Source organism: Evansella clarkii, assembly GCF_002019695.1.
Taxonomy (GTDB): domain Bacteria; phylum Bacillota; class Bacilli; order Bacillales; family Salisediminibacteriaceae; genus Evansella; species Evansella clarkii.
In genome coordinates this window covers 3,097,770-3,118,009 of record NZ_KV917376.1, presented here as the reverse complement: position 1 = coordinate 3,118,009, position 20,240 = coordinate 3,097,770, and the positions used below count along the sequence as shown (strand labels likewise).

General features: G+C 37.0%; 9 protein-coding genes, 1 tRNA gene and 3 pseudogenes. 3 read left to right on the top strand and 10 right to left on the bottom strand.

Translation table 11 applies throughout. The features are described from left to right. Positions 1 to 149 precede the first annotated feature (149 nt). Positions 150 to 2,057, bottom strand: a complete 1,908-nt coding sequence (gene selB / locus BK582_RS14450; protein ID WP_078595730.1) for a selenocysteine-specific translation elongation factor — start codon at positions 2,055 to 2,057, stop codon at positions 150 to 152. A 209-nt stretch (positions 2,058 to 2,266) separates the two neighbouring features. On the opposite strand from selB, the gene BK582_RS27040 reads away from it, so the two are divergent. After that, positions 2,267 to 2,363 (top strand) — tRNA-Sec (locus BK582_RS27040). 192 nt (positions 2,364 to 2,555) lie between these two features. After that, positions 2,556 to 2,876, top strand: a pseudogene (locus BK582_RS28310) (hypothetical protein); the annotation flags it as partial. Positions 2,877 to 3,073: 197 nt separating this feature from the next. Here BK582_RS28310 and BK582_RS14440 read toward each other — a convergent pair. From BK582_RS14440 to BK582_RS14405, 8 genes and pseudogenes are all read right to left on the bottom strand, one after another. Further along, a pseudogene (locus BK582_RS14440) lies at positions 3,074 to 3,556 on the bottom strand (ATP-binding protein); the annotation flags it as partial. An 8-nt stretch (positions 3,557 to 3,564) separates the two neighbouring features. Continuing rightward, positions 3,565 to 4,674 (bottom strand): annotated as a pseudogene (locus BK582_RS14435) (transposase). A gap of 678 nt (positions 4,675 to 5,352) precedes the next feature. Then, positions 5,353 to 6,129 carry an ABC transporter permease gene (locus BK582_RS14430; protein WP_078595729.1) on the bottom strand — a complete coding sequence of 259 codons (777 nt, stop codon included), beginning with the start codon at positions 6,127 to 6,129 and terminating at the stop codon, positions 5,353 to 5,355. After that, the gene (locus tag BK582_RS14425) at positions 6,126 to 7,085 is read right to left on the bottom strand and encodes an ABC transporter ATP-binding protein (protein WP_078595728.1); all 960 of its coding nucleotides are present in this window, start codon (positions 7,083 to 7,085) and stop codon (positions 6,126 to 6,128) included. Before BK582_RS14425 ends, BK582_RS14430 begins: the two co-directional genes overlap by 4 nt. A gap of 77 nt (positions 7,086 to 7,162) precedes the next feature. Then, entirely contained in the window at positions 7,163 to 9,247 is a 2,085-nt protein-coding gene (locus BK582_RS14420; protein ID WP_169911016.1) for a YcaO-like family protein, read from the bottom strand. A 17-nt stretch (positions 9,248 to 9,264) separates the two neighbouring features. After that, positions 9,265 to 10,389 (bottom strand): ThiF family adenylyltransferase, encoded by a 1,125-nt coding sequence (locus BK582_RS14415; RefSeq protein ID WP_078595726.1) that lies wholly within the window; start codon positions 10,387 to 10,389, stop codon positions 9,265 to 9,267. Between the two features lie 254 nt (positions 10,390 to 10,643). Continuing rightward, positions 10,644 to 11,990, bottom strand: coding sequence for a TldD/PmbA family protein (locus BK582_RS14410; RefSeq protein WP_078595725.1), 1,347 nt, complete (start codon positions 11,988 to 11,990; stop codon positions 10,644 to 10,646). 18 nt (positions 11,991 to 12,008) lie between these two features. Further along, on the bottom strand, positions 12,009 to 13,436 hold the full coding sequence (locus tag BK582_RS14405; protein ID WP_169911014.1) for a TldD/PmbA family protein: 1,428 nt from the start codon (positions 13,434 to 13,436) through the stop codon (positions 12,009 to 12,011). 419 nt (positions 13,437 to 13,855) lie between these two features. On the opposite strand from BK582_RS14405, the gene leuS reads away from it, so the two are divergent. Next, complete coding sequence (leuS, locus tag BK582_RS14400; protein ID WP_078595723.1) at positions 13,856 to 16,264, top strand: leucine--tRNA ligase; 2,409 nt, start codon at positions 13,856 to 13,858, stop codon at positions 16,262 to 16,264. A 2,767-nt stretch (positions 16,265 to 19,031) separates the two neighbouring features. Here the strand turns inward: leuS and BK582_RS14395 are convergent. Then, complete coding sequence (locus tag BK582_RS14395) at positions 19,032 to 20,225, bottom strand: cytochrome P450 (protein WP_078595722.1); 1,194 nt, start codon at positions 20,223 to 20,225, stop codon at positions 19,032 to 19,034. Between the last annotated feature and the right edge of the window lie 15 nt (positions 20,226 to 20,240).

Sequence of the window (20,240 nt, the reverse complement as noted above, 5' to 3'; positions counted from 1 at the left end):
AACCGGGTATTCAATTCTCGAAATCACAGGTTCTATTCTCGAAATTAAGCATCCAATTATCGAAGTGAACTCCTATATCGAAAAGAGATTTTCTAAGCCTGATAATTACCGAAGGGCGGACCCCCCCATGAGGTGTCCGCCCTTCTCCTTTATTTTTTTTCAGGCTTTTTCACCCAGATTCGTTCGTTTTCCTGCCTCTTAGTGAAACCCAATTTATCGAGCTGTTCCATGAACGGAACAAGATATTTCCTTGTAGCATCAATAACTGCCTTCGCATCCTGAAGGGAAAAACGATCCTCTGTTTTTTCATAAAGCTCTGCAGCAGTTCCATAAAACACATCTGCAGCAACAATATGCTTATCATCGAGCTCTACCATCCTGCCTGACCTTATCAGGAAATGGCGCTGTTCTTCCTGTAGTGCAGAAGGTATACCTGCCCGTTCAAAAATATAGTCAAAACCTTCTACCTTAAGCCCCTGACTCCTTATTGTTTCCTCTGCCTGTTCCATCCGTTTTTTCCACTGGGGAGGGTAACCTGGAGTAAATTCACCAGCAGCAATATACTGTCCGTTTTTAATAAGTTTTCCTTCTTTTACAGCGTGGTCGATTACGAGTTCAGCAAGCTCGCTGCCATAAGAAGCTATGTCCTGTTTCAACTCTGCTTTATTTTTACCCTCCCGAAGGGGGTATTCTTCATGGAAAGCCGCAAGCTCATCCAGCAGGACCTCGGTTATTTCGTTATAAACATTAAAAAGAAGATAATAATTACCAAGCTTCATAACGGTCTCTTCGCTTATTAAACTGTTCAGTAAAGCAGTGATTTCTTCCTCAGCAATCCCTGTTTCAACGACAATTCCCTTTTCAGTCATTCCTTTGTTCACTTTAAGGAGATCTGTGAGGCGCTCTTCCGGTGTTCCTTCTTTTTTCCTTTCGAGCATTTCAACGGTTGCTTCGCCGAATTTATAATTCCCGCCGTTAGGATCAATGACAGTCCCCCCGCCGATTGTTTCCACTGGTGTGGGCCTTCTTAAAATAAACCGGTCTCCCCTCTTCGTCACAACCGGTTCATCCAGCCGAAGCTGACAAAGGACATTTTTGTCTTCTGTAAGTTCATTACGATCAAAAAAGACAATCTTTCCGTACACTTCCGCAGTTCCAATATGCAGCTTGATATATCCCCGCTGTTTTAATGGAAAATCAAGAGAATCCACTGTATCAAGAGCAATATCAATCGTATCTGTCACGGAATAATATTGCGTGGAAACGAGCACATCCCCCCGCTTCACTTCATGCCTTGATATACCACCTAAATTAATCGCCAGCCTCTGCCCTGCCCGTCCTGATTTTTGAGGATGGTGGTGAACCTGAAGCTGCCGGGCGCGAACTTTCTTTCCCTGAGGTAAAAGCTCCAGCGTCTCCCCTTCCTGAACCTCTCCTTCATAAACGGTACCCCTGACAACAGTCCCCTGGCCGTGAACAGTAAAAACCTGGTCGATAGGCAAACGGAAAGCGCCGGACGCATCCCTTACTGGTACATCATTTAAATACTCTTTAATTTTTCCAAGCAGCTCAGGAATTCCCTTTTTCGATAGGCTGTCGACAAAAAGAAGGTCGGAGCCTTCAAAGAACGTGCCTTCCACCTGGCTGGAAATATCCTCCTCGATCAACTCGATCATATCCTCTTCCACCTGGTCCATCTTTGTAACGACAATAAGTCCTTTATGTATCCCGAGCAGACGGAGGATGTCAAGATGCTCTACTGTCTGTGGCATTACTCCTTCATCCGCAGCCACCACAAGAAGAACAAGATCAATCCCCGCTACTCCAGCGATCATCTGCCTGATAAATTTTTCATGCCCGGGCACATCAATGATGGAAACTTCAGAGTCCCCCGCGTCATCGAGCTTTAACGGGGCATAACCGAGCTCAATGGAGATCGCCCGTTCCTTTTCTTCCTTCAGTCTGTCCGTATCTATATTTGTTAACGCTTTAGTTAATGTTGTTTTACCATGGTCGATATGGCCTGCCATACCAATTGTATAAAACCGTTTCGGCATTATAAGCCCCCCTGAACACCAAGTGAATTTAGCTGAAAACCAATTTCATATTAACATAAATAAGGTACCAGTGATATTCAGGAAGACTGCGGTGGTGTGAGGGAAAAAATTGTTCTTCTGCAAAATATGGCGGAGCTGTGAACAGTAAGAGAGAGGGTTGTCTAATCTTGGAGAAAAGAGTATAATAGGTTTTGCCGCTTTAAATGTACGGGGCCGGATGTGTAGCTGGTGCTTGCCGAGGTCTTCAAAACCTTCTGGGAGGCGCGTGACGTCTCCGGTGGGTTCGATTCCCACACGGTCCCGCCAAAAACCCCGTTACGACGGCGTTTGCCGCTGATTTTACGTTGATTTGAAACGGTGATTTTAACGCAAGTCCCTAACGGTTTTACAGCGGAATTTAACGAATCCTTTTGGGACCCTCCGCGGAATCCTTTAGGGGCGTTATTTTCGATAATTCGGATTTCCGAGCCTGCCAAACGAAATTGGGAGGTTTTTTGTATGTCGTTAAAAGGAAAGCAGCGCACAAAAAAGATCGGAACCCGTACGTATGCAAAGAAACATTTTAACCGTAATGCAATCGCGGAATTAAATCTATCGGACTCATACGATCGGTTTCTCGCATACAAGTGGACCCGCGGTTTATCTCGTACCACTCTGCGCCATTATGAGACACATTACGGATACTTTACCGGTTTCCTGTCCGAAACAGAAGGCGTTAAGGATTTACTGCACGAGGAGATCATTACCGAAGTATTTACCGATTACATACGTTATATGATGGAACGCGGATTAAAGCCGATAACAATAAATATACGTATAAGGACTATGAGGGCCTTTCTCCGCTGGTGTTACGAGGAAGAATATACTGATGAAGCTATACACGTTAAATTTAAGCCGGTGAAAGTTCCGGGGTCGCAGATTGAGGCGTTCACACCTGAAGAGATTCGCCAGTTACTAAACGCAATCGATACCGATACCTTTGTCGGCTTTCGCGATGACGTATTAATATTAATTAGAATATATCCCAGTTCATCAAGAACCAGGAGATCCAGCTTTTCAATCTGTTTCATGAACTTAGGAAGCAATCCCTTTTGGTTTTCTTCAATTAGTTTATTTACCAAAGCTGCCACCGTAAAGAACTTCACCCGGCTGCCAAAACTATGTATGGCATTTAAGGATATCAACGTTGCCAAATAGGTTTTGCCAGTGCCGACCCCACCATATAAAATGAGGTTTTCCTTCTCTCTAATAAAGCTGCCATTTAATACGGTTGACCGGTCAATTCCTTGTGGAATTTGAATGTGCTCCCACTGGAAAGGTTGTGTACCTGTCTTCGGCAGTTGGGCCTGGCTGAGTAATAGATTGATCTTGCGTTCTTCTCGATGTTCCACTTCCTTTTCAAACAGTTTCAGAAGATATTCTTCGTGTGTATCTGCCTTTAGATCTTTATAGTTCTCACGAATCCAACTTAGCTTTAGGCGTTTGGCATAATTCTCAATCTGCTAATTCATTTGCGTCCACCCCCGTCCTGGAAGAAGGCATCATAATGTGAGAGCCCCCGGGTGGCTTGTGGGACTGCAGGCACCTTAAAGCGTGGTGTGATAGCCTCGTAACTTTCATGCTGGTTAAGTAATGAATAAAAACAATGTTTAATCTGGTCTGCGTTCGGATGACCATGAGTGGAAGCCATCTCTAAAGCCTTGTTTAATAGGGTGAAATCGTTGTTTTTGAGCAGATTTCCTAATAGCCGTAAGGCTGACTTTTGTTCTTCCTCCGTGCATTCCTTTAAGTATCTCGACCAGGCATAAGGGAAGTGTTCGTATATGCTTGAATACTGATCGCTTTTGGACGCTTCGACAGAAGCTCGAGATAAGGCTGCCATACCATGGATCTTTTTCTCACACCGTATAAACGGGGGTGTTTCACGATCATTTCATTATCCTCATTAATCACGAGGATAGAGTTCAAAAGTTTCGGTGAGATCTCGATTTCCTTTGCTCCTTATTTTCTTCACCGCAGAGGATAGATTATCAAATCGCATAGTTGCCGGCACCCCGCCCATATGATGAAACATTTGTTGTAAACCTTCCAGTAAACATTCTGTGTTTTCCGAAGGGTACACCTGAAAATAAAAGGTATTGCTATATGGGAACGACATCACTAAGTATGGGAGGTCAGTGACCTCTGATTGGTATTTAAAAGGTGCTGTTCCAAAATCTACTTGGGCTGTCCCCTGAATGGATTCAAGGGGAAGGGCAGCTTCTTTCTGGTAATCAACGAGTTCCTTTTTCCGTTTGGAAACATAATCCCTGACTGATCGATCCGAACCTTCGAAACTATGAAAGTTCACTAACTGCTCATGCATTTTCTTAGCCGTTCGGTGATTCTTCTTTTTCTTTTTCAAATCCTCCTTGATCCATTTATCTAGTATAGGCTTCACTGGATCCATAATTCTTGCTTTTCTTTTTTGAGGCTGTCTTGCCTCGAACTCTTCCTTATTTGCATACTTTGTGACAGTACGGGGATCGATTCCCATCCTTTTTGCCACACTGTCATACTTTTCACCTTTTTGATTCACTTCATGTCTGATATAATCTACTTGTGCCACTGCTAACATCTCCTAATAGCCTCCTGTCGAACGTTGTTGGTCCAACGAGGAGTTTAAAGTTATTTTGAGAGGTTGGCAAGTGGCTTTTTTTATTTATGCCGGCCCCGCGGGGCCGGCATAAATTAACTGCCATAACCTACATTTTTAGTTTGCCATAAACACCTGGTGAGGTAGACACTTCTGAGGTAAGCACCTTTATAAAAAAGGAAAAACTAAACAGGAAACAAAAGATAAAAGGTAGTATTAATAAAAGGCGTAAAGCTAATGACGAAAAAGATATCGGGAGGAGCGGGAGTGAACAGAAACCCTGACGCTAAATTTATAAAGGAAGTAGGAAAGCTTGGACAGAAGAAAGAGATGACAATGACATTTTAAAAAAACCGTACACTAAAAAAGAGAAAGTAATTTTAATTACCTTCTCTATCCCTTTATTATTCAGCAGCTCGTCTAATTGCGTCCCTGTCATTGGCCTTCATTTGTTGAATAGATCGTTTCATATTAATGGGTGTTGGTCTTTTGTTTTGCTTTCTAGGAATGGCTACACGGTGGAATCTGCTGCTCCTCTTTCTCTGAGTACTAACAGATGTTCTTATGTGTTTATTTTCAATTTTTTATACATTCCCAGTATAAAAAATAAAACATAAACCCTAATGCTGAAACTTTTAAAATAATTAGATTGGAGAAAAGTTAGTACTGGCTAAGCAGACCTCTTTCTAATGCCGTTTTCTCGCACTTAAAATAAATTATAAGCCCAATAAAAAAATAAGATATTGAATTTATCATGAGCGAAAGATAGTCAAAAAGTAAGAAATCACTCCAAATAAACCCATGGATCATTACTTGTCGAATCATATCTACACCTTTTACAAATGGCGCTATTAATAAAAATGGTGCAGTCGATAATGGAATGAAAGTTAGCCCCATTAAAATAAACTGTAATATTTGTAAAAAGGATTGTATTTGTTTCACAATAATAGCCAACCCTGCTAACATAAAACCAACACCAATCATACCAATAGTAGTTATAATAAAGATTGGCATGACTACATCTACTCTAAAGAATAACCATTGGTTAGCTGTTAACATAGATAGAATTAGTAAGAAAACTACAATTATTCCGTATAAAAATAAACCTGCAATGAGTCTAGCTAATAAAATTCTCCACATTCCTGCAGGAGACATAAAAAGTTGTTCTAGAGTACCACGTTGTGCCTCCATTAAAATGACATACCCTAAATTTTGTAACGTCGCTAACATAAAAAACCATATAATATAGTTAACAATAACGTATTGAACATTTGTATCTACTTGTTGAGGGTCACCAATAACATGTATTCCTAATAGCATAGCAAGAAAAACAATATAGAAAGTAAATATTAAACTTAAAGTGTTAGGATAATAACGTTTGAGTTCTATATACTCCTTTCTAACGTTTGCACACAATAGAAACCAAAATGGTTTCATTCTTTACTCCCCTCCTTCGTCAGCTTAAGAAATATCTGTTCGATGTCTACAATGCTCCGGTCTATTTTTTCTATTACTGTTTTTTCACTTTTTAATATATCCATAATCTTATATAAGTCATTTTCTTTTTCTATAATCACTTCAATCTCATTAAAGTTAATATTACACATGGGGTAGTTTTCTGTTAAAGATATGCGTTGCTGGCTAGTTAATTCTTCTCCTAGTGTAAAAATATATGCCCTTGTATCAAAGAACGCTATCAAGTTATCTACTTGTTCATCTGCAATAACTTTCCCATTATTGATAATCACTGTTCGTTCACAAAGATCTTGTACCACAGGCATATCATGAGTACTTATAATTATAGTTTTACCATGTTCTTTAACTAATCTTTTTAATAGCTCGCGAACCTCGTAACCTGTTTCTACATCTAGCCCTAGAGTAGGTTCATCCAATAATATAATTTCTGTATTAGCCGATAGAGCAACAGCTATTGCTAGTTTCTGTTGCATTCCACGTGACAGGCTACTGACTAGTTCATTCTCTTTTTCTTTTAAGTTGAAATAAAGGAGTAACTCCTCTACTCTTCCTTGTTCATTTTTACGATTGACTCCACGATTTCCTACAAAATACTCCAAGTTTTCTCGAACGGTTAATCGCCAGTATAAGTTCCTGTTACCTTCTAATACCGCACTTAGGTAGTTTAAAGCTTTTAACCGACTTTTATTTGAGTCTATTTCATTTATAAGAACAGCTCCGCCATTTGGCTTTATCAATCCACAAATTGATTTTATCGTGGTTGTTTTACCTGCACCATTTGGACCTAATAAACCGAGAATCTCTCCTCGATACACATTAAAATTCACTCCGTTTAGAGCGTATATTATTTCATTTCCTTTTCTTTTTTTGTAGGTTTTTTTTAAATTTTTTACTTCAATTACTACATCCCTCTCCATTTTTTTCTATACACTCCTTTTGCTTATATATTCTATTAATAGCGACTTATAAAGGGAGAAGCAAAACATCATTTACCCTAAGCAAATGGGTGTGGATATGGGTTTATTTCTCTTTTAGTTTCTTTGGATAATAGATTTAGCCTCCGTGAGCCAAGTGGACGACACAAATTATCCGGCTCCAGAGGAACAGCACCTTGTATTAATACTCTTACCACATATATCCCAACCATTTTAATCTCTGGCTCAGTAAGTTCTATCCATAACCCTTGATATCCTTTTCTTGTTAATTTATTTATATAATAGTTTAACGAATTTTTATTACTTACCTCTGTTTTATTAAGTTTTGATATAAAACATTTAGCGCCTTTTTCTAAAAATTCCAAAGGAGTTTGGTTATTATTTTGATAATAGAATGTATGATCCAATAAACTATTTGGAGCTCTATTTCTAACCTTGTAGTTATGAATTTTTCTTAAATTAATAAGAGTGTGTCTTAGCAAAATACTTTCAATTAAAGCTTTTCTTGCTGCTCGCTCATAAGAAGGGTCCACTGCTGAACCTAGGGTTATAGATACACCATTACGATTACTCCCTGACCGTAATAATGCTACAATACAAGGAATGTCAATAATTGCTGGAAACTTCAAGAAAGTTATTTCTAGCTCATTTAATTCGCATCTTTTAATAAGTTCTTTTAATTCCTCATCATAAATTTCATCAAAAATTAAAGTGATTGGCTCTTTTTTTAAAAGCCATGTTGTTATACATGCATCTCTTTCTATAACCTCAAATAACCCTGAAATTATAGCATCTTCTATAGTCCTACCGGCAGCTAATCCTGTTGAATTTGGCCTACATAAATATGGGATCGGGGGTTTTAGATCAATTTTAAAAGTGGGAACCCAGAAAGATTCACTCGAATCTAAAGTTTTAGCTTTTGACCAATTAATAACCTGATTATTATTGTATTCTTTATAGGGGAAACCTTTTAACTTATATTGCTCTGGTGTATACATTAAAAATTCCCGCGGGTTAATTTTATTTTCTTTTAAGTCAATATACTTAGATTTATGAGTTTTAGTATAACTTAATGCTGAATACCGTTCTGCCCCCTCATAAATTGCGCGATTCCTCACCTCTTTGTCATATATACCCCCAGCTCCAGCAGAGGCTATTGCCCCGTTTAATGAACCTTTTACTCCTGATAAAGAACACGTCCATATATTGATGTAAGGTTCATCCTTATTAAGTTTTAATTTCTCTAAATTAACTATAGGGCCAAACTTATTATTGTAAAGGTGTAAAGGAGAAAGACTATAATTAGAAACTTTTTCACAAGATTTACATCCATCTACCGGCAATACTTTTTGTATGTTAGTAGCACCATTTTGTAAATTGACAGTTATAAATTCTGTAGTAAGAGTCTTTATACCTTTTTTTATCTCATTAACTAGAATATTTATTAATAGTTCTGAGTAATTCTTATAATATGGCCATAAAGTTAATTCCTTTGGAAGAGTGGTAGACTCAATATAGCGCCAATAGTTTTTTAATGACTCTTTATGTGCTGTATTACTAAGTAAACGATGTTTGAAACAACTAATACATGCTGGGTTTGCATACTTTAATATATTTCCATAAAACCCAAATTGTTCAAGTTCAATAAAATAAGCTCCCGTACTATTAGCAATACTTATCCACTCTTTCTCCACACCTAAATTAGGTGTATCACTAGTATATATAATAATATCTATCTTGTTTTCTTTCTCAATTGTTGTTAAATCGTTAAATTCTGTAATATTCTTTACACTAGCATTTCTCATTTGCAACTTGGCTTGAAGAATTGTTGCTAAATAACCCTCACCAATAATTAATACTGATATTTCTAAATCACCCATTATGCTATCAACTTTCCAATAGGGTTTTTGGGGAAGGGGAGTTATTATTTCCTTTTCAATAAGTTTATTTATAAATTCAATTGAGTAGTTATCTATATCTATTAGTTCAGATATTCTATCCCTGTTAAAAGGCTGACTTATATAAGGATATAAATCAGCCAAAACATCTTTAGCCTTAGTATTTCGAATACGTACACTCTTGTCAGGGGTATACATGTGAATCTCTTTTTCAAAAGGTACCAGGATTGATGGTTTTAGTATCATAGTAATCGCATTTGACACTAATTCTTCATCCTTTCCTTCTTTCTTTCACAACTTGTACAATTATCACTATAAGGAATTTCAACTATTGAAGATTGTAAAGTAAAAGCATTAATTCTTAACATTTTCCCGTAGGTTGCGGGTTTTGAATATTCAGAAAGGTGCTTTACAACCTCATATGCAGTGTAACTACCAACTAATGCACTTACAGTCCCCATAGCTGGTACCCAATCAGATGGCTCATCTAAATATTGTTGAATTATATCATCATAGAAAAATATATCTTTTCGAAGAATATCTTCTAAACAAGAAAAACAAGGAGTTTTTCCTGGCAATATAATTGGTCCTACTTCCATTCCACCTGCAATCATCATCGGTATATTGAGTGTATGACATGCCTCATTAACCCAACGTCTAGAGATTATTAGCGGTTCATCTATCAAACTTAAAACTAAATCTGAACCTTCAATTATTTCTTCTACATCCTGCGTTGACTGTATTCTTTTAACGATTGGAGTAAATTTTACTGAAGGGTTAAGCTGTGAGATAAGATCAGCTGCACATTCAGCCTTCGGTTGTCCGATCTGATTGTCCCTATATAATATTTGACGGTGCAAATTACTTCTTTCAACCACATCGGCATCCACACCTACAATTTCTCCTACCCCAGCCACAGCTAGCGAATGTATTGCCCAACTACCAACCCCTCCAAGTCCTAAAATAACAATTTTTGAATTTTTTAAGTTTGATTGGATATCATATCTATTTTTTTCATCTGTTTCGAACTCCGCAAAGTATGCAATTTGACGATGGTATCTTGCAATATCCTGCGAAGTTAAATCCTCATTAGCGTTGAGGTTTCTATCAATTAATAAGTTTTTCTTGTCTAGTCTTTCCAAAAAATTTTCTAATGTTTTTTCAATTGATTCAGTACTAAGTTCTGGCCAATCATACTTTATAACCCTAACAATTTCATCAATAGTTTTAGTTCCATCTAATAGACTAAAAAGTTTCCGACCGTATTCTCCATTCCTTAATTTGAGATGAATATATTTATCAAAGCATTCCATAAACATAAGTATACTGTTATCTGTACGATGATGAACGGTCCAAGCCTTCTTAATTGCAGGTTTCACATACTTCATAATTATTCCTCCTAAATTAAGTAATTTGCAGGTCTCCGGAACATGTGAGGTCACCTATTTCTAAAGTCTTATTTTCCTAACGTAACTCTTGTATTAATTCTAATCCCAGCACACAAGCAATCCCACAGCCGGTGCTTCAATTTCTTCTAATTCATCGATATCCATAAAATTGTCATTCGTTTGTGTATTCTCTTCCATAAATATCACCTCCTATTATAAACTTTAGATACTAAAAGTTGTTATTCCCCACTATATTAGGTTCCGGAGACCTGTAAATCACTTACAAGTATAGTAGGACTCCCACACATTCCACCTCCAAATAATAAAAATCTTAAATCATCTCCAACTTTTTCTATGTTATTAAGTAAATCTGTGAATCTACCAGCTATAGTTACGTCAGTAATAGGGTAAATCAGCTCTCCATTTTTTATATAATGCCCTGAGATTCCAATAGAAAATTCCCCCGTAACAGAGTTTCCTGCACGAATACCATGTATACCAGTTATAAAAATTGCCTCATTTGCTTCAGATATTATTTCTTCTTGAGGAGTAATACCTGGCAACAAATAAAAATTACTAGGTTTAACAGTCGGAAAACTTCGATAAGATGCTCTATCAGCATTTCCTGTGCTTTTAACTCCTGCTTTGTTAGCTGTATAATTATTATGTAAAATACCCATTAATTTCCCATTATCTATCAAGACCTGCTTTCCTGTTGCTATACCTTCTCCATCCCAGGAACGAGTAGCTAGACCTTCAGACAATCTACCATCATCAACAATTGTTATATTATTTCCTGCAACCATATGACCTATTTTACCTGTAAAAATTGAACGGTTATTCTGAACTTGATTAGCACATAGCATACTAGACATATTTCCTAGTATTATAGCTGCAGAATATGATTCAAATATTACAGGAAGCTTTTTACTTTTTAATTTCTTTGGATTAAGTTGATTAGATGCTCTCCTAGCTGCTTCCGAAGCACATAACTCAATGTCCAGATCAGTTGGAGAGCGACCAGCAGTAAAAAAGTTGCTCGGTTGTATATCTTCTCCGTTATCTGCAACAGCAGTCGCTAATGCATAAGATACAGAACGATTATCAGAACGTGATAATCCATTAGTATTTTTTATTTGGACATGTATGTGGTTATCAGCATAAATAACTTCTCTACAACGTTTGACAAACCGATTTTGCTTACATGTAATTTCCTCTAATTTTAATGATAGATTCACTTTGTCTTCTGTTGTCCACGCGGAGAATTCTTCGGGGCATAAGTTTTTTAAAGAGGTTCCGTTATCTTGAGTAGGTAATGTCCATTTTTCGTCAGAACTACTATATAAAGCATTATCTATTGCACTATGGATTAATTCCATAACACTGTCTTCCCTTAAATCAGATGTATAGGCATATCCAGGTCTTTGATTAACTAAGACTCGCAGTCCAATCCCCCCACCAGAAGAAACATTTAAAGTCTCTACATTGGAATTACTTACTTTTATAGTTACTTGTTTATTCTTAGTAGCATAAATCTCAGCCTCTTGAGCTCCTGCTTTGAGCGATCTGTATAATATTTGGTCGTTATTGAGATTACTCATACTTTCCACTCCTCTCTTTTAATAACCTCCAACAACTAATTCATTTATCCGTACGTGTGGAGACCCACAAGTTACATGTGCGACTTGACCTTCTTTCCCACAGTTTGAAGAGTCAAACCTCAAATCATCAGCCACCATATCAATATTTTGAAGTGCCCTAGGACCATTTCCTCGTAAAATAGCGCCTCTTACAGGGGATGTAACTTTTCCATTTTCTATTAAATAAGCTTCATTAACCATAAATACAAAGTCTCCATTAGTTATGTTTACTTCACCCCCACCTAGTTTTTTTGCATACAATCCCCATTTTGTAGAATTTATTATCTCCTCGGTTGAATGAGGACCAGGAGCTATATAAGTATTTGTCATACGTGGCATGGGTACATAGCGATACGATTGCCTTCGTCCATTTCCAGTTAAATTAACTTCACTCTTTCTAGAACTAATATTATCGTTCATAAATTGTTTAAGCACTCCATTTTCTATTAGTACATTTTTTTTCGTTGGATTACCCTCATCATCAATACTGGTTGTTCCATATGCATTTTGAACAGTACCATCATCTATCATAGTAATTAATGGATTAGCTATTAATTCATTAACTTGACTAGCAGAAAAAGCCGAACCATTATTTAAGATTGCATCTGCCTCTAACCCATGTCCTGCTGCTTCATGAAAAAGTACACCGCCATAATTATTTCCTATAACAACAGGCATAGTCCCGGATGGTGGATTAGTAGCCTCCAATAACCTCAATGCTCTTTCAGCTGCAATATAACCAACTTCAAACGGCTTATTTTTTTCAAAGAATTCAAAGCCTCTAGTTTGTCCTACGGTTTCAGTACCAAGTTGCAATTCCCCCTGCCTTTCAGCTAATGCCTGAGCCATTACTCTAGTTTTAACACGATGATCTCTTGCAAGTAATCCTTCACTGTTTGCTACCATAACCTCTTGATCTATTTCAAGAGATTTAACACTTACTTGTCTTATAGAATTTGATAGTGCTTGTCCGCCATTTACTATTTCCAAAATTTTCGAAACTCTTTCTTCAGATTTAATGTTTTGAGGTAAAACTACCTCCTTTAAATTTATTAAATCACTAAATTGTTTTTTCATAATATTATTTTTATTAGAGTTGGGATGTTTCTTTCCCATCGCACTCATTGTTCCCATTGATCCAGCTAAATTTGCAGCCTTTAATAATGAATCTACAGAAAAATCTTCAGCATATACATAACTTACACTGTTATTAAATATAGCCCTAATTCCCACACCCGCATCTACCCCCTGTTGAATATGGCTAATTTTGTTATTTTCAGCAACTACATTATAAGTTTTTTTATGTTCAGCAAAAACTTCAGCAAATGAAGCCCCTTTTCTTATTACCACATCAATAATATTTTGTGCATCAATTGATGAAAGTGGAATTCTTGATTTTGTATTCACTAAACCCACCCCTTTTTAAATTCATAATAATTAGATATTTCTGAAATTGACTACAAAATACCATGTATAACTCATAAATGGAAGTTTTTAAATAAAAATTGGTATTTATTACCTAACATTTCACCAAGATACTACATTATTCTCTAATTATTTTTAAACCAACTTATTAAAATAAGCATAAAAGTTACTTCATAATACTTCCTCACCTTGACATTCATCATTACGATGTTATAATTCATTATTAATAATAGTCTAATTCTTCCAAATCTTCTTTCTCCTTATAATTCTCACTGTAAAAATAGTAATATATGGTACGACATAATTAAAATAAACTAAACATCTCATTTAGATTATTCAGCTTCTCATCCTTAGTGGATATGAAGCTTTTTTTAAAATAAATAGTTGGAAGGAGATAAAGAATGAGTTTTAATCATTTAGAAATTGAGCAAAAATGGCAAAAGTATTGGATGGATAACAAAACTTTTAAAACTGATACAAACTCTAATAAAGATAAGTATTATGCTCTAGATATGTTTCCGTACCCTTCTGGTTCAGGTTTACATGTTGGACATCCGGTAAGTTATACAGCTACGGATATTATTTCACGGATGAAAAGAATGCAAGGATATGAAGTGCTCCATCCAATGGGTTGGGATTCATTTGGTTTACCAGCTGAACAATATGCTATTGATACCGGAAATAATCCTGCTGAATTTACTTTAAGAAATATTTCTACTTTTAAACGCCAATTACAAGGTTTAGGTTTCTCATATGATTGGGACCGTGAAATTAGCACAATGAATCCCTCTTACTATAAATGGACGCAATGGGTCTTTATAAAAATGTATGAAAAAGGTTTAGCATACATTGATGAAGTACCGGTAAACTGGTGTCCTGCATTAAAAACAGTTCTGGCAAATGAAGAAGTTATTGACGGAAAAAGTGAACGTGGTGGTCATCCAGTAATACGTAAACCAATGAGGCAATGGATGTTAAAGATTACATCATATGCAGATCGTTTATTGGAAGATTTAGAAAATCTGGATTGGCCAGAAGGCCTGAAAGATATGCAACGCAATTGGATTGGACGATCAGAAGGTGTTGAAATAACATTCAAAATTAATGGGTTTAATGATAAATTGAAAATATTTACAACTAGGCCAGATACGTTATTTGGTGTTTCTTATGTTGCATTGTCTCCTGAACACTCTTTAGTTAAAAAGATCCTTACTAAAGAACAAAAAAAACAAGTTAGCTGTTATTTACAAGAAATACAATCTAAATCTGATCTGGATAGAATAAATTTAGCAAAAGATAAAAAAGGAGTTTTTACTGGCTCATACGCAATTAATCCAGTAAATAACCAAAAATTACCTATCTGGGTTGCTGACTATGTTTTAATGGGGTATGGAACAGGAGCAATAATGGCAGTACCAGCACATGATCAACGAGACTATGAATTCGCAAAAAAATATAACCTTCATATTAAAGAAGTTGTTGCTGGTGGCAATATTTCAAAGGAAGCATACCTAGGCGATGGTGAACATGTTAATTCTAACTTTCTGAATGGATTAAATAAAGATGAAGCTATTGCCAAGATGATTAAGTGGCTAGAAGCATCTGGACTTGGCAAGAAAAAAATTACTTACCGTCTTCGTGATTGGTTATTTTCTAGACAACGTTATTGGGGAGAACCAATACCAATTATTCATTGGGAAGATGGTAGTATGACAACCGTACCGTTTGAGGAACTCCCTTTAGAGTTACCAGCAATGGATGAAATTAAACCAAGTGGAACGGGTGAATCTCCACTGGCGAATAGCGATTGGATTAACGTTATTGATTTAGAGAAGGGACTAAGGGGACGGCGAGAAACAAATACGATGCCACAATGGGCTGGAAGCTCATGGTACTACCTTCGTTACGTTGATCCAAATAATGAGGAAATGATCGCAAACCCTGAAAAATTAAAGAAATGGTTACCGGTTGACTTATATATAGGAGGTTCGGAACATGCAGTTCTTCACTTGTTATATGCCCGGTTTTGGCATAAATTTTTATATGATATAGGTGTAGTCCCTACAAATGAACCATTTTCGAAGGTTTTTAATCAAGGTATGATCCTTGGTGAAGGTAATGAAAAAATGAGTAAATCTAAAGGAAATGTAGTAAACCCTGATGAAGTTGTTGAAAAATATGGTGCAGATACACTGCGTCTGTATGAAATGTTTATGGGTCCGCTAGAATCATCTGTTACTTGGAGCACAAATGGTTTAGATGGTGCTCGTCGGTTCCTAGAACGTTTATGGAGATTATATGTAAAGGATTATCAATTATCTACTAAGATTAAGGATGAAACTAACGAAGCTTTAGAAAAAGCCTACCATGAGACGGTAAAAAAGGTTACCGGCGATTTTGAAAACCTTAGATTTAATACAGCTATTTCCCAATTGATGGTATTTGTTAATGAATGTTATAAGAATAAGATTGTTCCTTTTGAATATGCTAAAGGTCTAATAAAAATAATTTCACCTATAGTTCCTCATATAGCGGAAGAGATCTGGTCAATATTAGGAAACAAGAAAACAATTGCATATGAGCCATGGCCAGATTATGATGAAGCAAAAATAGTTGAGGAACAAGTGGAGATTGTTTTACAAGTTATGGGAAGAAACCGTTCTAAAATATATGTTGCAAATAATCTTTCTGAAGATTTAATAAAGAAAATTGCTTTAGAAGATAGGATTATCAAACAATGGATCCAAGGGAAGAGAATTCATAAAATTGTAGTTATACCAAACAAATTGGTGAATATTGTTCTATCCTAATTAAACATTGGTATAATAAAATTTTTCACAATGGTAGTAACGGCATATCAACACCAACGTGTCACCCCATCTATCAAAAAGCCTGTAGCCCATGTTTCCTATGGTTTCCAGGCTTTGGCTTTTTCTAACAAGATTTAGTTTTTTCTCTATCTGATGTCACAAATGTTTCAAAACATATATTTTATACCACCAGAAACGTATTGAGTTAAACCAAATTCTCAATTTTAAATCCAACTTGGTTAAAAGACAGAAGGTATCTCTTAAGAAAAGTGTTTCTAAACTTATCTTGCACAACGACTAATAACTATCTACGGAGAAGTATCCCTTCTATCTTACAAAGCTAAGAATTCACTGTAATCCATCGGTTTGACGCTTACCTTTAAACAGGCTTATCTTGGTATTAGCAAGGTTTATTTTACAGTCATTCCGAGGTATGATGAATTCAATATTGGTACATGTCATCACTTGCCATACTTTAGGGAATTTCCGTCTCACATGGGCCTAGCAGCCGACAAGCGTTGCCTGGAGTTTAAGATATCCGGCATAGCCATCCATATGAAGGTATTCTGGAAAATTGCCAAGGAACCGGGCGGGATTTTTAATTGCTCACGTAGTCTGATAGTCGAGGAGCATGATCACCGGACCTGTTTCCCTGGTTGGGCGATACAGCTACATATAAGAAGGTGTCGCGGCAGACCGCCCTTTTCTTTGAAGACTTAAACCGTTGTTTCAACGGTGTGAAGTACTTCTTCTTGAAGTTGGAAATAGTGCATCCGGTAATATAAAGGTTCTATATAGGCCTTTGCCATATAGATCATCCATTTCGACTTCGTTGCATGGAAACAGAAACACCGAATCGTTTCCATTCAGCCTCCTGCCGTAGAGAGGTAGCCCTTGGACAAACTTCTACGTCAGGATGTGTTCAACTACAGAAGGAAAATCCATATTTTTGGAGAATCAGTTGCAGGAACTAGCACCTATTTAATAACGTTCCGTTCCGTGTCGTTCGCATTAACGGCAGGCATATACCAACCGGCGATCTTTGACCGCTTTCACTTCCGAAGAAATACACCTTGAGTTCCCGGCGAATATCTTTTTTCATTACATGAAGTACTCCATTGCAGTATTCATAGGACAGCTCTGCCTCTTCTGGATTTTTGGCAAACTCCTACCTCGTTGAAAAATGGTAGTTAGAGCTGGCCTTCTGGTATTTTTTCACTTGAAGTCCCAAATTGGAGCTGCTTAATAATGCTGAATTGTTCCTCGTATCAAGGGCCGCCGCCAGCTCCTCATTTTGCTTTTCAAGGGAAGAAACACGTTTTTTATCAGTTGTTCAGTTATATTCTTTGGGGTTGAGTTAGTCGTTTTCATGCATCGATTATACTTCGCCCCTCAGTTTTGTCCCTCAGCCATTTAGCCGATTTTTTAACGTTTTTTCTTACCATACCCGTTCGGCCTGGACAGGGAGTAATAAGCTGCTTTTGTTCAAGGGAAAGGCCATCGAGCAGCCAGTGGTCGATTACTTCTTTTATTTTTTTTGAATATATATTCCCCCCTTGTCATTAGATTCCACTATATTCCATATTAGCTGTTAATATAATTTTTTATTTAATCACAAAGCCTTACTTTTAACCTCTGTTGCTTGTTTATTGGTAATTAAAATTATTTACAAGTGCCTAGTTTTTTGGTCCCAATCATAAAACTTGTGATGTTGTCTGTGGTCTAGACATTCTCACCTCCAAGTTTGTTAAAGCTTTTTATTGTTCAGTCCTTCGTTACGAAGTGCCTCCTATGGTCTCGGCTGACTTCTTATCATTCACAATGACACCACTGACCTCGTTTCGTTGTCCCTGTAACGAATTTCTCTTTCTTAGAGACCCTGATAAGACATCCAAGGTAAGTCTGACCGCTTTCCACACGTCTGTACGGGATTTACTGGGGGAAGTTCGGGCAAGGCAGGGTTTCATTTGTGTTGCAAATTCATACTTTCCTCTTCAACCTCGTATCCCGTTTCTGTTAGTTACCGCGTGTGTTTGCGTCCGGCTTCCTTCAGAGTCGCCCCGGGCACCCTTGCCATTCGCTAACGGTTCCCATTGCCAAGCCTGTCCACCTTGCTGCCAGACATACCGGCACAAAAAAATCCGCCCCTTTTAAGGAGCGGATTATCCTCTATTTTACTTTTGGTCTACCTATAACGGTGCCGAGTTTGGTGCCCAATTTCAAAAAATTTACGGTACAACGAAGTATCAGCTATCATCAAAACCCTAATGTAGAGCACGTTAGAGCACTATAAGATACTAGGAAACACAACCTCCCTAGCACTTCAAAACCTTCTGGGAGGCGCGTGACGTCTCCGGTGGGTTCGATTCCCACACGGTCCCGCCAACCCTTATAAATCAAGAGTTTCTGAAGTTTGCACCTCCCCATTTTTCTTCATGTATTTTCAGTTTTTTTTTGATCAACTTGCACAAAAGTTGCCGAAAAGTTTCCCTTCGTTATATTTTAAGTTTTATTAAAACCGAATCAAAGACTTCTGAAGCTCCGTCCTGTAATGAAGGAATGACATGACTATAAGTGTCCATTGTATTAAACGAACTTCCTAAGTATATTTCTTTATGCTTTGTTAGAAACTCAATTAACCCGGGCTTTTTCAATGTTTTTCTTTTTTTACCTTCTTATACTAACGCTCCCCTTGCTTTAAGCAACATCTTTGTTTAATGGTATATTTCTGGATAAAACGAGCAAAAGTATCAGAATGTGCAAGTTCTTAAACATCGAAGCTTACATACATTTCTTTCATTGCTCTAAAACCAACAAGCTCTCTCCATTTAACCTCTGCCGTTCCTGCGTAGATACATGCTGTGTTTTGACAGAGCGTCTGTATCGCAATTTGAGCTTCTAACCTTGCCAGAGCAGATCCTAAGCAAAAATGGATACCTGATCCAAATGCAAGGTGAGGATTTGGGTTTCTTGTAATATCAAATACATCTGCGTTCTGGAACTGTTTAGGATCCCGATTTGCTGCTCCAATAAGAACATAGACTTGATCACTTTTTTTAATCCGTACATTATTGAGTTCAATATCCTCTGATGCTTCTCTGGCAATCATTTGAGTTGGACTTTCATATCGCAAGCATTCCTCTATTGCAGGTTTAATTAGGGATGGATTCTCTTTTAACTTATTGTATTCATCACGGTTTGTTAAAAAACAATAAAGCGAATTGCCTATTAAGTTAACGGTTGTTTCATGACCAGCAATCACAAGTAACACTATTGTAGCCAGAAGTTCTTCTTCTGATAGTTCTCCGTCTTTTTGTTTCTTTAATAACTCGCTAATTAAATCGTCCTGAGGAGATTGTTTCCTTTTTTCAATCATATCTTTAAAGAATGACAGCATCTCCAATGTTGTTTTGTTTCCTTCAACAATAGATCGTCTTGACCGAGTTAAATCGATCGATTGGATTAAAGATAATGCCCATTCGCGGAATAAGTGCTTATTCTTATCTGGTATTCCGATTATTTTTGCAATGACAAGACTAGCAAATGGAAAAGCAAAATCAGAAATCACATCAATTTTTTTCTTACTTTTTATGCTATTAAACAGATCTATTGCTATCTTTTCTATAAAAGGGCGATATTTTTCAATACTGGCAGGGGTAAATTGGTGACTAACTAACATTCGTAATCTTGCATGATCAGGTGGATTTTTAAAAAGCATCATATCGTTTTGTATGTTTTTTAACGTTTCATACTTTTTCGTGGTGTCTGGCAGCGGCATGCGAGTCTGGAAACGATGATCTTTAAGAACAGCTAAGGCCTCTTCATATCCAGTCACATACCATCCAGGATATTTAAAGAAACTACCTTTGTACACAAAATCAATGGAACGAATCTCCTCATAAAAGGAATACGGATTTTCTATTATTTCCCTTGCACATCTTTCAATCCTCTGATTAATCATTTTTACCTCCTAAAC

What these genes read in the sequence shown, in the direction of transcription:
- BK582_RS14430 (WP_078595729.1), bottom strand. Translation starts at nt 6,129, where the DNA reads ATGAAACCATTTTGGTTTCTATTGTGTGCAAACGTTAGAAAGGAGTAT.
- BK582_RS14425 (WP_078595728.1), bottom strand. Translation starts at nt 7,085, where the DNA reads ATGGAGAGGGATGTAGTAATTGAAGTAAAAAATTTAAAAAAAACCTAC.
- selB (WP_078595730.1), bottom strand. Translation starts at nt 2,057, where the DNA reads ATGCCGAAACGGTTTTATACAATTGGTATGGCAGGCCATATCGACCAT.
- BK582_RS14420 (WP_169911016.1), bottom strand. Translation starts at nt 9,247, where the DNA reads ATGATACTAAAACCATCAATCCTGGTACCTTTTGAAAAAGAGATTCAC.
- BK582_RS14395 (WP_078595722.1), bottom strand. Translation starts at nt 20,225, where the DNA reads ATGATTAATCAGAGGATTGAAAGATGTGCAAGGGAAATAATAGAAAAT.
- BK582_RS14415 (WP_078595726.1), bottom strand. Translation starts at nt 10,389, where the DNA reads ATGAAGTATGTGAAACCTGCAATTAAGAAGGCTTGGACCGTTCATCAT.
- leuS (WP_078595723.1), top strand. Translation starts at nt 13,856, where the DNA reads ATGAGTTTTAATCATTTAGAAATTGAGCAAAAATGGCAAAAGTATTGG.
- BK582_RS14410 (WP_078595725.1), bottom strand. Translation starts at nt 11,990, where the DNA reads ATGAGTAATCTCAATAACGACCAAATATTATACAGATCGCTCAAAGCA.